Annotated in this window: 12 protein-coding genes; 9 read left to right on the plus strand and 3 right to left on the minus strand. The window is 63.9% G+C overall.

Features of this window, described 5'->3' with window-relative positions; translation table 11 throughout:
• A partial coding sequence (locus MAMT_RS08595; protein WP_142660568.1) for a tetratricopeptide repeat protein occupies positions 1-750 on the minus strand: 750 nt, incomplete at its 3' end.
• A 141-nt stretch (positions 751-891) separates the two neighbouring features.
• Complete coding sequence (locus tag MAMT_RS08600) at positions 892-2,226, minus strand: hypothetical protein (protein ID WP_142660570.1); 1,335 nt, start codon at positions 2,224-2,226, stop codon at positions 892-894.
• Positions 2,227-2,389: 163 nt separating this feature from the next.
• On the opposite strand from MAMT_RS08600, the gene MAMT_RS08605 reads away from it, so the two are divergent.
• From MAMT_RS08605 to MAMT_RS08625, 5 genes are read left to right on the plus strand one after another with little or no spacing between them, the layout of a single operon-like run.
• Positions 2,390-3,361 (plus strand): ABC transporter permease, encoded by a 972-nt coding sequence (locus MAMT_RS08605; protein ID WP_142660572.1) that lies wholly within the window; start codon positions 2,390-2,392, stop codon positions 3,359-3,361.
• Entirely contained in the window at positions 3,358-4,428 is a 1,071-nt protein-coding gene (locus MAMT_RS08610; protein ID WP_142660574.1) for an ABC transporter permease, read from the plus strand. The genes MAMT_RS08605 and MAMT_RS08610 overlap by 4 nt, the downstream gene beginning before the upstream one ends.
• Positions 4,429-4,440: 12 nt before the next feature.
• On the plus strand, positions 4,441-5,307 hold the full coding sequence (locus MAMT_RS08615; protein WP_142660576.1) for an ABC transporter ATP-binding protein: 867 nt from the start codon (positions 4,441-4,443) through the stop codon (positions 5,305-5,307).
• Complete coding sequence (locus MAMT_RS08620) at positions 5,273-6,109, plus strand: ATP-binding cassette domain-containing protein (protein WP_142660579.1); 837 nt, start codon at positions 5,273-5,275, stop codon at positions 6,107-6,109. The genes MAMT_RS08615 and MAMT_RS08620 overlap by 35 nt, the downstream gene beginning before the upstream one ends.
• Before the next feature lie 5 nt (positions 6,110-6,114).
• A complete protein-coding gene (locus tag MAMT_RS08625) occupies positions 6,115-7,053 on the plus strand; it encodes a class I SAM-dependent methyltransferase (RefSeq protein WP_178087032.1) in 939 nt (312 codons plus the stop codon).
• 171 nt (positions 7,054-7,224) lie between these two features.
• Here the strand turns inward: MAMT_RS08625 and MAMT_RS08630 are convergent, their stop codons facing one another.
• Positions 7,225-7,914: a hypothetical protein gene (locus tag MAMT_RS08630; RefSeq protein WP_178087033.1), complete on the minus strand. Its 690-nt coding sequence runs from the start codon at positions 7,912-7,914 to the stop codon at positions 7,225-7,227.
• Positions 7,915-8,203: 289 nt separating this feature from the next.
• Between MAMT_RS08630 and MAMT_RS08635 the strand changes: the two genes are divergently transcribed.
• The 4 genes from MAMT_RS08635 (at position 8,204) to MAMT_RS08650 (ending at position 13,959) form a co-directional block, all read left to right on the plus strand.
• On the plus strand, positions 8,204-10,624 hold the full coding sequence (locus MAMT_RS08635) for a Lon protease family protein (protein WP_246186611.1): 2,421 nt from the start codon (positions 8,204-8,206) through the stop codon (positions 10,622-10,624).
• Positions 10,621-11,433 carry a hypothetical protein gene (locus tag MAMT_RS08640; protein ID WP_142660587.1) on the plus strand — a complete coding sequence of 271 codons (813 nt, stop codon included), beginning with the start codon at positions 10,621-10,623 and terminating at the stop codon, positions 11,431-11,433. Before MAMT_RS08635 ends, MAMT_RS08640 begins: the two co-directional genes overlap by 4 nt.
• Before the next feature lie 176 nt (positions 11,434-11,609).
• A complete protein-coding gene (locus MAMT_RS08645; protein ID WP_142660589.1) occupies positions 11,610-12,725 on the plus strand; it encodes a site-2 protease family protein in 1,116 nt (371 codons plus the stop codon).
• A gap of 19 nt (positions 12,726-12,744) precedes the next feature.
• On the plus strand, positions 12,745-13,959 hold the full coding sequence (locus MAMT_RS08650; RefSeq protein WP_142660591.1) for an acetate/propionate family kinase: 1,215 nt from the start codon (positions 12,745-12,747) through the stop codon (positions 13,957-13,959).
• Positions 13,960-14,055: the final 96 nt, after the last annotated feature.

The raw sequence follows: 14,055 nt of genomic DNA on the forward strand, positions 1-14,055 counted from the left end.
TCGCCGATACCAGCGAGCCGCCTCCGCCAGATCCGATTCTCCTCCGATTCCCTCCTCCAGGAAAAGCCCCATCCGGTATTCTGCTTCCGCGTGGCCGTTTTCCGCGGCCATCCGGTACCAGCGCCGAGCTTCCTCCGGATCCGGTTCGATCTCCAGGCCGGAAAACGGAAATCCGAGATGGGGCGGCGGCCGTCCCGTGCCTCGTCCCGCCCAAAAGGGAGGCTTCTGCGCATCCGGCCAGGGCCGCCAGCCCACCTCATAAATTCCGCCAACCCCATACTGAAGTCTTGCGGGTCCGGCGGCAGCCGCCTGGCGAAGCCAATAGAGCGCCTTCTCCGGGTTGCACGGAATCCCGGTATTGCGAAGGAGCAGGGTTGCCAGCCGCCACTGGGCCTGCTCCATCCCTTGCTCGGCGGCCCTCTCCAACCAGCGAGCGGCCTGCAGCCGATCCCGTGGAACCCCCGTCCCCCGATCATAGAGAAGCGCGAGACTCAACTGCGCAGCGGCCAGCCCCTGCTCCGCCGCCTTCCGATACCAGTAGGCGGCTACGGCGCCGTTGACGCGCACCGTGGTTGGCTGGTTCTCGCGAGGAGCCTCCGGGTCGAAGAGCGCACCCATTCTCCACTGCGCAAAAGAGTTGCCCTGTTCGGCAAAAGATTCCAGGCGGACAAGGGCACCTCGGCTCTCCCGCGCAGCTTCGTACAGCTCGTGCAGATAGTCGAAAAAGCCCAGATCATCGTCTGGAAACATATCGGCTCAATCCCGACGCTATCTTTCCGTCTCGCCTCACTCTCTGTCAACAGCGATGCTCCGGCGCCCTGCCGCGACTCCAAGCCGTGATGCAAGCCGCAGGAGATCGCTTGTGAGACATGCCGGCTAGGAGAATGGCGGCTAGGGACTGGACGAGTCCTGGGAGTGCCGCAAAAAGTCCAAGGCAGACCGGATCGCCCGCTGCACCCCGGCCTTCACCGCCTCCTTTGCCACCGCCGATACCCGGGGACTCAGGTCTTCCCGGGGATCACGCACCGTGCCCGTCAGGACGACAGGAGTCCATAGATAACCATTCCGCTCTTCGGAAAAGATCTTTTCCTGCGCGCCGGGCAGCAGAGCCACTCGTTCGCCGGAAAGTCCGACCATCATCTTTCCGGAAAGCTGCTCCCCTTGTACACGCAGATTCCCTTCGATCCGGAGCCGCCCCTTCGCTTCGATCTCGATCCGCTCGAAGACGAGCTCCTCCGGTCCCGCCACCAACTGCGCCTGCGCTTGATCGAGAAGAAGCGCTTCCGTCCCTCCTCCGCTCAAGGCCAGCCCCACAAGCCAAGGCAGATCCTCGAGCTTTCCGTGCATCAAGGATAGATTGGCGTCGACCTTCCAAGGCTGCCCGCGAGAGCCGGTCAGCCGCCCCTCGGCCTCCAATTCCCCCGCCACCCTGTTCCGCCATGCCGCAGGGAGCCAGGGAGTGAGCGCGACTCCGGAGGTGGAAAAACGAAGCTCCCCGTCTGCCCTCTCCCGCCAATCGACTCGTCCGGCAAGACGGATGGTTCCCGACCCCTCTGAGTGAAGCAACCCTCGCTCAAGGGAAGCCCCATCCCGATCAAAACGAAAGAGAAGCTCCTCGAGGGTTAGGTCCGGGAGCGAGGCGCAGGCGAGCTTCCCGCCCCCGGCCTTCCCGTTCCATGAGGCCCCATCCGCTTCGAGCAGTATGCGGGTTTCGGTCAAGGCCCCGCCCCCTAGGATCGACGAAGGCCAGCGAAGATCCGCTCTTTGGATTTCTCCACGCTGCAAGCTCACGCGGCGAAGGATTCCCGGCTCCTCCCCCGGTCCTCCCTCCGCCGCACGCTCCTCCAACGGCGTGCTCGCGAGAACGGGCTTCTCCTCCAGAGAGGCGGAGCGAAAGGTCAGCGCAAGGTGACCGATGCGGAGTGGATCGATCTTCCAATCCCCCTGGACCAGCGAGGCCAGAGGAAAGCGCGCCTGAAGGCGTTCGGCTCGCAGTTCTGCGAAGGGGGAGCCGGGGCCGCCGACCCCGGAAAACTCGCTGCTGCCGATCGCAAGACCACGGAACTGGAGAGAGGAGAAGTGACCCTCGATACCGATCCCCTGAGCCACTTTGCGCGAGAGGAAGGAGCGGAAGCCTTGCCCGTTCAAGTAAGCCGCTGCCATGCCAAAGACGATAGCCAGACCAGCCAGGAAGAGAAGCCCCAGCACTCCTAAAATCCTCTTCATCGTCTTTTTCCTGCCGGCTCTTCCCCGCCTCTCCGGGCATCCGATCCGCTCTTAGCCCGAAAGAGGCCGACGCCTCGATTCCCCCGTGGAAAAGTATTGTCTTTCCTCCACTTCCGGTCCCTTATCAAGAGGCAAAACCCGAAAGGCCGCGAGCCTCTTTCCGATGGTTCTCTTTGTTCTCCGACGGCTGCTTTTTTTAATCCCCCTGCTCCTCGGCGTGACCTTGTTGGTCTTTTTCCTCATGTCACTCACTCCGGGGAATTTCCTCACCCCGATCAAGGCCCAGCGCGACATCAGCCCCGAGTTTCTCGCCGCCCTTGAGAAGAGCTTTGGGCTCGACCAACCCTGGTATACCCGCTATTTCCTTTGGCTGCGCAATGTGCTGCATGGGGACTTCGGCTATTCCTGGACTTACAAGATTGCCGTAGTCGACCTGCTCTGGCAACGAGTGCCCGCCACCCTTCTCCTCAACTTGACGAGCTTTGCCTTCGCCTGGGCCGTCGCGATCCCCCTCGGAGTCCTCGCAGCCGTCCACCGCAATTCCTGGTGGGATCGCGCGACCGCTCTCCTCGCCTACGCCTCGCTCTCGATCCCCGAGTTCTTCCTCGCCCTCCTTGCCATCTATTTCGCCGCGAAGACCGGCTGGTTCCCGCTCGGCGGGCTTATGTCGATCGAACACGAATTTTTTTCTCCCCTCGGCCGGGTCCTGGACATCGCCGATCATCTGATCCTTCCCACCCTGGTGCTCGGCCTTGGTGGCGTGGCCACTCTCATGCGCATCCTCCGCGCCAACTTCCTGGACGTCATCCGGGCCGAATATGTCACCGCTGCGCGCGCGAAGGGGCTTTCGGAAAACGTCGTGATCTGGCGGCATGTCTTCCGGAATGCGGTCAACCCGCTCTTGAGCAGCCTTGGTTACGTCGTGGCGGGCCTCTTGAGCGGCTCTCTGCTCGTGGAAAACGTGATGAGCTATCCCGGCCTGGGCCAGCTCATCTACTCGGCCTTCATCCGCCAGGATCAATTCGTGGTCCTGGCCTCGGTCGTCTTGAGTTGCGTCCTGCTCGTTTTGGGAAATCTCTTCTCCGACATCCTGCTCGCCTGGGTCGATCCCCGGGTACGCCTCCCCGTACGATGAACCCAGTTCTCAGGAAACGCTCCAGCCTCTGGCAACAGCTGCTCGCTCGCCCACCCGGGGTCCTCGCTCTCGGCCTGCTCGGCTTTCTCTACCTTTGCGCCCTCTTCGCCCCTTTTCTGGCTCCGTACGGTCCCGGTGACCAGGACCTCCAGAGGACCTACCATCCACCGACCGGCTTGACCTGGACGCAGGAAGGCCTCGCCGTCCGTCTCTACGAGAATGCCGATCCCACCCAGGCACTCTACCGGCCGATTCCCGGGAAGACCGCCGCGATCCAGTGGTTTCCGGGCGGGCACTCCTACCGGCTTTTCGGACTCCTTCCCTGCCGCCGCCACCTCTTCGGAGTCGAACCTCCGCACAAGGTCTACCTTTTGGGCAGCGACAGCACCGGACGCGATGTCTTCTCCCGCCTGCTCTACGGTGCACAGGTGTCGCTGAGCATCGGCCTGATCGGGATCTCGATCAGTTTGGGAGTGGGTCTGATCGCCGGCGGCCTGGCCGGGTACTTCGGAGGCTGGTTCGATTCGCTCGTCATGCGCACGACCGAACTCCTGATGGCCATTCCCGGACTCTACCTCCTGCTCGCCTTGCGCGGCGCCTTTGCGAGCCAGTTCGGCTCGGGCGAGGTCTACCTGCTGATCGTGGTCATCTTGAGCTTCCTCGGCTGGTCGGGCGCGGCGCGGGTGATCCGCGGGCTGGCGCTCTCTCTGCGCGCGCAAACCTTCGTCGAGGCTGCGATCGTGACGGGCCTCTCACCCTGGCGCATCCTCTGGAGGCATCTGCTCCCCAATTTGGCGAGCTACCTGTTGGTTGCTGCCGCGCTGAGCATTCCCGGCTATATTCTGGGCGAAGCAGCCTTGAGCTTCCTTGGGATCGGCATCCAGGAGCCGTCGGCTTCCTGGGGCCTGATGCTCGCGCAGGCGCAGGAAATGAAGGTCTTCATGTGCAACTTCTGGTGGCTCCTGACTCCGGGCGCCGCCGTCTTTGTCACGGTGGCCGCCTTCAACCTGCTCGGCGACACCCTCCGCGACGTCATCGACCCCCATTTTCGAACCGGCAGCCGATAATTGTTCTCCCTCATGTCCGATCCAAACGCCGCTCCTCTTTTGCAGGTCTCGGATCTGGCTATCGAGTTCGCCAGCCCGGAACGGACAATCCGTGCCGTCGATGGCGTCTCCTTCTCGATGGCAAACGGATCGACCCTCGCGGTCGTCGGCGAAAGCGGCAGCGGCAAGAGCGTGACCGCCCTCTCCCTGGCCCGCCTTCTCCCCTCGCCTCCAGCCCGCGTCCGCTCAGGCAAGATCCTCTTCGATGGCACCGACCTGCTCACCCTTCCCGAAACGGCCCTGCGCCACTACCGGGGCGGCAAGATCGCCTATGTGTTTCAAGAGCCTTCCACTTCGCTCAACCCGGTCTTTTCCGTAGCCTTCCAGCTTAGCGAAGCAATGGCCCTCCACCGCCACGACCTTACGGATCGGCGGGCCGCCGGGCTTGCGGCGCTCTCCGAGGTCGGCATCCGCGACCCCGAACGATGCTGGAAGAGCTACCCTCACGAGCTCTCGGGCGGAATGCAGCAGCGCGTGATGATCGCCATGGCCCTCGTCTGCCGTCCGCAACTGCTCGTCGCCGATGAGCCGACGACCGCCCTCGATGTCACGATCCAAGCGCAAATCCTGAATCTCCTGCGCGACATTCGCAGCCGATTCGGCATGGCGATCCTGCTCATCACCCACAACTTCGGCCTCGTTAAGGGATTCGCGGACCACGTGGTCGTCATGTTCCGTGGGAAAATCGTGGAGCAGGGGCCCACCGATTCCCTCCTCGCCGCCCCCCGCCATCCCTACACGCAGGCGCTGATTGCTTGCGTGCCCCGCCTCGGAGAATCCAAGAAGCGGCTCACTACGATCGACTATGACAAACTCGACGCTCTCCTCTCCCCATCCTGATCCGGAGCCTCTGTCTCCGCTTCTCCTCGAGGTGGAAAAGCTCGCGGTGCGCTACCCTCTTCCCGGCGGCTTCTTGGGACGCTCACGCCGCTTCGTCGAGCCCGTGAAGGGAGTCTCCTTCCGGATCCGGGCCGGGCAGACGGTCGGGCTCGTCGGCGAAAGCGGCAGTGGGAAGACGACGATCGGTAAGGCGATCGTCCGGCTGATCTCGCCGCACTCAGGGGAGATCCGCTACCGGCAGGAGAGGATCGACACCCTCTCGGGCGCTCGGCTGCGCCCCTACCGGAAGCGCGTCCAGATGATCTTTCAAGACCCGCACAACTCCCTGAACCCCCGGCTCACGATCGCGCGGATCGTCGGCGAGCCCCTGGAGATCCACTTCCCCGCCCTCCGTGCGCAGGAGCGGCGGGATCGCGCGGCCCAACTGCTGGCACGCGTGGGATTGCCCGCCGACTCCCTCGACCGCTTTCCGCACGAGTTCTCCGGGGGACAGAGGCAGCGCATCGGCATCGCGCGCGCCCTCGCCGTCGAGCCTGAACTGATCGTCTGCGACGAGCCGGTCAGCGCTCTCGATGTTTCGGTCCAGGCGCAGATCGTGAATCTCCTCCAAGACCTCCAGCAAGAGCTCGGTCTCGCCTATCTCTTCATCTCCCACGATCTGGCGGTCGTCGAGCATATGAGCGATCTGGTGCTGGTGCTCAACGAGGGCAGAATCGTGGAAGAGGCACCGCCGGAAGAGCTCTACCGGAATCCGCAAAACGAGTACACGCGAAAACTCCTCGCGGCTGTACCCTCTCTATAGGCTCCGTGCCCCTCTCCCGCTCATCGGAATCCGAACTCGGTTGGGTTGCGCCGGAGCAGATCGCGGACTTCGCCGCGACCGGCACGACCCTGCATCGTCTCTTTTCGGGCCCAGGCGGCTGGGTGGAACGGCAGGGCCGAGATCTTCTGATTTCCTGGAATTCCCCCGAAACTCTCCGTTCTCTCCTGGCCGAGATCGAAATTCGGCGGCGGGAGCTTCCGCTGCCGATCGACCGGGTCTTCCTGCGCAAGCGGTGGGAAAGAGAAACAAGCCCCAAGCTCCTCCTTCTTTCCGGCAACCCCACCCTGCCCATGGCCACGACGGCGAAGGAAAATGGCCTCTCCTTCCGGATCCGCTTCGATACGGGAGAGTCGACCGGCTTCTTTCTCGATCAGCGGGCAAACCGCTCCTTCCTTCGCGCGCGTCGTCCCACCCGCCTTCTCAACCTCTTCGCCTACACCTGCTCCTTCGGCGTGGCGGCGGCCTCGGCGGGCGCGCAGACATGGAACGTCGATCTCTCGCCCCGCACTCTCGAATGGGGGAAAGAGAACTACCGCCTCAATGCCCTCGATCCCAGGGATCACTGGTTTCTCGCCCGGGACGCACGAGATGCCCTTCCCTATCTCCTCCGTCGCAAGCTGCGTTTCGACGCCTTCGTGATCGACCCGCCCACCTTCGCCCACGGTCGCGGGGGTAAGGACTTCTCCCTTCCGCGCGACCTCGGGAGCTTGATCGAAGGACTCCTGCCTCTTTGTGAGCCCAATGCCCTTCTTCTACTCTCGACCAACTACCAGCCATGGCGATCTGCCGACCTCTTCCGGGAGGCGGTCCGCGCCTGCTCCCGCGCGGGAGTAAACGTCGAGCCGCTGCCGCCTTTGCCCCGTCCGGTGGACCTGCCCGAAGGCACCGGACCCGCTACCCTCTGGCTGCGCATCAAGCCTTAGCCTGCCTGTCTCACAAGGTTCGTAGCCGAGGCCCGGGCTGATGGGCATGGATGCAAGGGGAGCCGCCGGTTTTCCCCCGGACCTATCTGAAGACAACCTGCGAGGCAGCGCGCCCGGAAGGTCACCGGGCAATAGACCCCGGCGAAGAAGCGCTCATCTCGCTCCCTCTCCTCAGCGGCGCTCGGCGACCAGCCGATAGGCCCCTCGGAGCGTTATCTCGACGTCGAATTTCCAATCCTTGGCCGAAAGGCCCAGACTCTCCACGAGCCCTGCTCCCAGGAACCCTGCACGGACGCTGTTCCGCCCTTCCTCGTAGACCTCGCGGCTCAGTCCGCACAGGCGGAGCAGGCGAAGCTCGGTCAAGTGGAGGCTGCGCCGGGCCGGCTCGACCGCCAACAAGAGCCGGCAGGAGTTCTCCAACGCTTTGCCGATCCTGCTCAACTCCTCGTCTCCGAAGCGGTGCAAGACAAGGTTGCTCAATACCAAGGGATAGTCTCCCCATCCGGCAAATTCCCGCACATCCTCCCTCCGCCACTCCCAAGGAAGGGGCCAGGACGCAGGCCTGCCGGCCCGGTCGAGCCCCGTCAAGGAGAGTTTGTCCCGAAGCATGGGATCCAGGTAGAGGAGTCGCCCCAGCGTTCCGTCGCCGGCTCCGATCTCCACCCCACGCATAAAGTCCCGCAGCCGGCGGCGGAGCTGGCGGCGGAACCAGCCGAAATTTCCCATCAGGCGATTGATCCGCCGGAGCTCCCGCTGGCTTCGCCTCGCCTCGCGGCTCTCCGCCGGAAGCGGCTCAAAAAGGACGGAAGGGATGACTCGTTCCATGGTGGCGACCTGATCGGCAAACCATATCGCCTCCATGACCCGATGGCGCGGTCTTTTTATAGCCTGCCCGTCTCCCAAGCGTTCTCCTGCGGCTTGTAAAATGGACCTGTCTGCTTCGTTGGGACTCGGTTTCCCCTCCTTGCAGGTTGTCATCATACAGCTCCGGGGGGAAACCTGCGCCCCGCCTTGCATCCAGATCCATTCACCGCGCCTCGGGTACGAACTTTGTTAGACGGGCAGGCCGAGGCACCTTTCCCTTCCTCCGGTAATTCATCGGCGCAAAAGCCCTTTACAGAAAATGGATTATTCCCGAAAACAAGCCGTGATGAGACCCGATCTCCGCTTGGACGCCAAAACGCTCGACCGGCGGATCGATCCGCGCTCCCTTCCTTTCGAAACGACTGCGGAACTGATCGCGCAGCCTGGGGTACTCGGCCAAGCACGAGCCATGGAAGCGGCGCGCTTCGGTGTCTCCATGGAGCAGCCCGGTTACAATCTTTTCATCATGGGGCCCAGCGGGATCGGAAAACGCTCGCTCGTCCTCCGGCTTCTCGAGGAGCGAGCGGCCGGACAAGCCGTACCGAGGGATTGGGCGTATGTTTTTGCCTTCGAGAACGAGAGGCGGCCCAAGGCGCTCGCCTTTCCCTCCGGAAAGGCACGGGAGTTTGCCGAGGAGATGGATCGGTTCGTGGAAGACCTCCGCGTCGGAATCCCGGCAGTTTTCGACAGCGACGAGTATCGCACGCGCGCGCAGGACATCGAGCAGAGCTTCCACGAGCGGCGAGAGCAGTCCTTTACCGAGCTTCGGAGCCGTGCGCAAAAGGATGGGATCGCCCTCCTCCAGACGCCGGCCGGCTTTGCCTTCGCCCCGCTCAAGAACGGAGAGGTCCTCGATCCGGAAACCTTCGCCAAGCTGCCGGACGAGGAAAAGGAGAAGATCCAGGCGAAGGTCTCCTCCCTCCAGGAAGAGTTGACGAAGATCGTCCGGGAGATCCCGAAATGGCGGCGGGAAGCGCAGGCCAAGCTTCGGGAGCTCAACCGCTCGCTCGTCCGTTCGACGGTCTCGAACCTCCTCGATGAGCTCAAGGCCAAGTATGCGCAAAATCCGATTATCTGCTCCCACTTGGAGTCGGTCGAAAAGGATGCGCTCAAGAACGCGGAGAGCTTCCGGCTTCCCAAGGAAGCGGAGGCGCTGCCGCCGGGGATGCTGCCTCCCGGAATGGGCCCCGATGCGGTCGACGCCTTCCTCCGCCGCTACCGGGTGAACGTCGCCGTCGATCAGAGCGGCGCCAAAGGCTGCCCCGTGGTCCTCGAAGAGAACCCGACCTTTTCCAACCTCTTCGGCACAGTCGAGCACCTCGCGCAGATGGGAGCCCTGGTCACCGACTTCTCCCTCATTCGGCCAGGCTCCCTGCACAGAGCCAACGGCGGCTACCTGGCCGTCGACGCGCTCCGCCTCCTTTCCCACCCCTTTTCCTGGGAAGGGCTCAAGCGGGCCCTGCGCAGCCGCCAGATTCGCATCGAGCCGCTGGCAGAAGCACTCGGGATCTTGAGCACGGTCTCTCTCGAGCCCGAGCCGATTCCGCTCGACCTGAAAGTCATCCTGCTGGGCGAGCGAACGCTCTACTACCTGCTCCACAATCTCGACCCCGAGTTCTCGGAGCTCTTCAAGGTGGCCGTCGACTTCGAGGAAGAGGTCGACCGGAACGACTCCATCCTGGTACCCTATGCGCACTTCCTGGCGGAAGAGGCCCGCAAGGGGAAGCTCCTCCCGCTCGACCGGGGTGCTGTGGCCCGCGTGCTGGAGGAGGGAAGCCGGATTGCCGCGGATGCTAAGAAGCTTTCCCTGCGCGGCCGGACGATGAGCGATCTTCTCCAGGAAGCAGATTTTTGGGCCCGGGATGTCTCGGCCCAGACCATCTCCGCAGCTCATGTCGAGAAGGCGATCGCCGCGGCGGAGGCGCGCTCCGGGCGAATCCGCGAGCAGCTTCGGGAGGAGGTCCTGCGAGGCACTCTCCTGGTAGACAGCGAAGGCGAAAGCGTCGGCCAAGTCAACGGCCTTGCCGTGCTCGAGGCGGGAGGCGTGCGGTTCGGCCATCCCAACCGGATCACCGCCCGGGTGCGCCTCGGTAGCGGCAAAGTGGTGGACATCGAACGGGAGGCCAAGCTCGGCGGCCCGATTCATTCCAAGGGAGTCCTCATTCTTTCGGGCTTCCTCGCAGGCCGATACGCACCGGAAGAGCCGCTCTCGCTGGCAGCCACCCTTGTCTTCGAGCAGTCCTACGGCATGATCGAAGGGGACAGCGCCTCATGCGCGGAACTCTGCGCTCTCCTTTCGGCGCTCGCCGGAGCCCCGATCCGGCAGTCGCTGGCCATCACGGGGTCGATCAATCAAAAAGGGCAGGTGCAGGCAATCGGGGGGGTGAACGAAAAGGTGGAGGCCTTTTTCGAGATCTGCCGCTCCCGCACGCTCAGCGGCAGCCAGGGCGTGATCATCCCCGCGGCCAATGTCGACCATCTGGTCCCCCGCCGCGAGCTGCTCGAAAAGGTCGAGCAGGGTCTCTTTCATCTTTACGCCGTGCGGACCATCGAGGAAGCCATGGAGCTCTTGACGGGGCTCCCTGCGGGCGAACGCGGCCCGGACGGGCGGTATCCAGAGGAGAGCATCAACGGCCGGGTGGAGAGAAAGCTGATCGACTTCGCCCGCAGGGCCCACGCTCTCTCCGCCGGCGAGGGAAAGACGTGAGGATCGAGAGGATCGTCTTGTTCGGACAGGCCTTCTCCGAAGGAGGAGCCGAGGCGGCCGCCGAGTTGGCGGCCCGCTTCGAAGCCAAGCTCGCCTATCTCTTCCTCGAGGACCTCAACCTTCTGCGGCTGGCCGGACTCCCCTTTGCTTCCGAAATCGGAATCGATACCGCCTGTTGGCGAGATCTCGAGCTTCCCGACCTCCAGCGCTCGCTGCGCACCCTGGCAAGCCAAGCCGAGGAGGCGCTGAGCAGCCTGGCTCAGCGCCTGCGCATCCCATGGTCGTTCCAGGTGCTTCGCGGCATTCCCTCGCAGGCCCTCTCGGATGCCGCTTGCTCGACCGACCTTGTTCTTCTCCTTCGCTCCCAGCCGCGAGTCGGCATTCCGACGTCTACGGAGAGCCTCGCCCGGGAAATCGTCTCCCGATCCGGAGCCGCCGTTCTCTTTCTCTCCGATGGGGCGCCTGTCCAGCCCCCCTTCGGGGTCGTCTTCTCCGGGGCCCCTTCGGGGCTCCCGACCCTTCACCTGGTTGCGGCCTTGGCCAGCGACTTTGCCGGGAAGCTCGTCGTGCTCTCCCTGGGCTCGGGAGAAGAGGCCTGCCTCGATCCCGAGTTCCAACAGGTTGTCCGGGAAGCTCCGTCCACGGCCCTGCTCACCGGCATTGCTCCCAAGGCCCGGCGAATCTTGGCGGCGGCTGCGCACGAGGGACTCGGCCTCCTGGCGCTCTCGATCGGGGAGTCCGCTCTTCCTCCCGAAGAGATCGAGTCGATCTGCGCCGGCGCGCTCTGCCCGATTCTCTTGCTTCCCTGAGGCGAAAACGGGAGACTCGGGGACGTGGAGCCCCTGGCCCCTCCTCATCGCGGTCGATCCACCGCTCGCTGGGAACTCCAGCGAGCGACCTGCACGGATTCAGGTCTCTTCCCGGATCCTTGCGGAGAGTGGGTTGCCCGGCTCGATCCTCTGATCTGCGTGAAAGGCTGAATCGTATGCGATGGGCATGGAAAATCGGCGTCGTCCGAGGGATCGAGATCGACATTCACTTTACTTTCCTCCTCCTCGTGGCCTGGGTGGCCGTCGGGGCCTACGCGACTCGGGGGAGCGCCTTCGACGTCCTCTCCTCCGTCCTCTTCCTGATTCCGCTCTTTGCGATCATCGTCCTCCACGAGCTCGGTCACGCCTTGACCGCTCAGCGGTTCGGCATCCAGACGCGCAACATCACCCTCTATCCGATCGGGGGTGTCGCCCGGCTCGAGCGGATGCCCGACGATCCCCGGCAAGAGCTCCTGGTGGCTCTGGCCGGTCCCGCCGTCAACGTGGTTCTCGCCGCCCTGCTCTACGTAATTCTTCTGCTCACCGGCGGAGTGCAATCATGGACCGACATCCACTGGCTCAGCGGAAACCTTCTGCTCAACTTATTTTGGATCAACGTGACGCTTGCCGCATTCAACCTTCTTCCCGCCTTCCCGATGGATGGAGGACGGGTGCTGCGGGCCCTGCTCGCCGCCCGGATGGGCGCGGACCAGGCAACCCAGATCGCCGCCGCCGTCGGGAAGAGCATGGCCTTCCTGTTCGGACTTCTCGGCTTCTTCGGCCACAATCCCTTCCTGCTCCTGATCGCCCTCTTCGTCTGGATGGGAGCTGCTCAAGAGGCGAGCCTGGTCCATGTGAAATCGGTTCTCAGCTCGGTTCCCGTCAGCCATCTGATGATGAGCGAGTTCCACACCGTGAGCCCCGCGGACCCTCTTCGCATCGCCGTCCATCACCTCCTGGCCGGCTATCACCTCGATTTCCCCGTCGTTTCCAGCGGTTCGGTCGTCGGCATCCTCACCCGGCACAATCTCGTGGACGGGCTGTCGCGCTTCGGGGAAGAGATTCCCGTGGAGAAAGTGATGAACCGCGACTTCCTCACGGTGGATGCGTCCGACATGGCGGAGGTCGCGATTGCCCGCCTCCAGGAGCAAGGGCAGCGCTCGGCCGTGGTGGAGAGCAACAGGCAGCTTGTCGGCCTCCTCTCCTTGGAAAACATCGGAGAGTTTCTGCTGATCCGCGGCGCCCTCGATCAGAGGAAGCAGCGGACGAAAGCGGTCTTCCCGCTCCTGTGAAGACTCTGGCGGCATCCTTATGAATGATCCGGACAAGATCCTCACGATCAACAGCGGCTCCACGAGCCTCAAGTTCGCCCTCTTCCAGATGGTCCCCTCGGAGAAGCGGCTCCTTTCCGGAAAGCTCGATCACATCGGGAGCGGCAGCGGCCGCTGCGAAGCCAAGGATTCTCAAGGAGCCGTGATTTGGCAGGAAAGCCTCCCGCTTCCGGACCACCGAGCCGGGCTCGCCCGTTTCTTCGCCTGGTTCGAAACCGCCGCGCCGAGCGACGGGATCGACGCGGTCGGCCACCGGCTCGTTCATGGAGGTCCCGTCTTTGGAGCGCCCCGCCTCCTGACCTCCCCCGTGCTTCAGACTCTGCAAGATCTCTCGGGTCTGGCCCCGGACCACCTCCCGCACGAACTCGAAGCGGTCCGTTCGATCCGGAAGCTCAAGCCGGACCTTCCCCAGGTCGGCTGTTTCGACACGGCCTTCCACCGGTCGATGCCCTTTTTTGCACGCACCTATGCCCTCCCCCTCTCCCTGCGCAAGGAGGGGCTGGTGCACTATGGCTTTCACGGGATCTCCTGCGAATATGTCTTCTCGGTCCTCGAGAAGATCCTTCCGCCGGAGCGCGCGCAGGGTCGGATCGTGCTGGCCCACCTGGGCGGTGGAGCGAGCATGACCGCCATTCACGGAGGGAAGAGCGTCGACACCACCATGGGCTTCACGCCCACCTCGGGGCTTGTCATGGGTACCCGTTGCGGCGATCTCGACCCGGGGATTGTCCTCTACCTCCTGCGCGAGCGGGGCCTGCGCCTGACCACCGTCGCCCGGCTGCTCTCCGAGGAGTCGGGGCTCTTGGCCCTCTCCGAGTCCTCGGGAGAGATGCGCGACCTCCTCTCCGCAGAAGCGACAGACTCCAAGGCGGCAGCCGCCGTCGAGATCTTCTGCTATCAGGCCAGGAAGTTCCTCGCCTCCCTGGCGGCGGCGCTGGAAGGGCTCGACATGCTGGTCTTCACCGGCGGCATCGGGGAGAACGCTCCCGAAATTCGGGAGCGGATCTGTGAGCCGCTCGCCTTTCTCGGTCTCCAGATCGATCGCGAGCGAAACCGGAAGAACGAGCCGATCATCTCTTCCGAGAAAAGCCGTGTGGAAATTCGCGTCGTTCCGACCGACGAGGAGCGGATGATCGCCCGCCACACCCAAGCTCTGGTCCGCTCCGGCCGCGCCTCGCTCGAGCCGATTCGTTAGAAAGGGTTAACCGGCATGTCTCACAAAGTTCGTACCCGAGGCGCGGCGAATGGGCCTGGATGCAAGGCGGGGCGTAGGTTTTCCCCCGGAGCTGTA

The organism is Methylacidimicrobium tartarophylax (assembly GCF_902143375.2).
Taxonomy (GTDB): Bacteria; Verrucomicrobiota; Verrucomicrobiia; order Methylacidiphilales; family Methylacidiphilaceae; genus Methylacidimicrobium; species Methylacidimicrobium tartarophylax.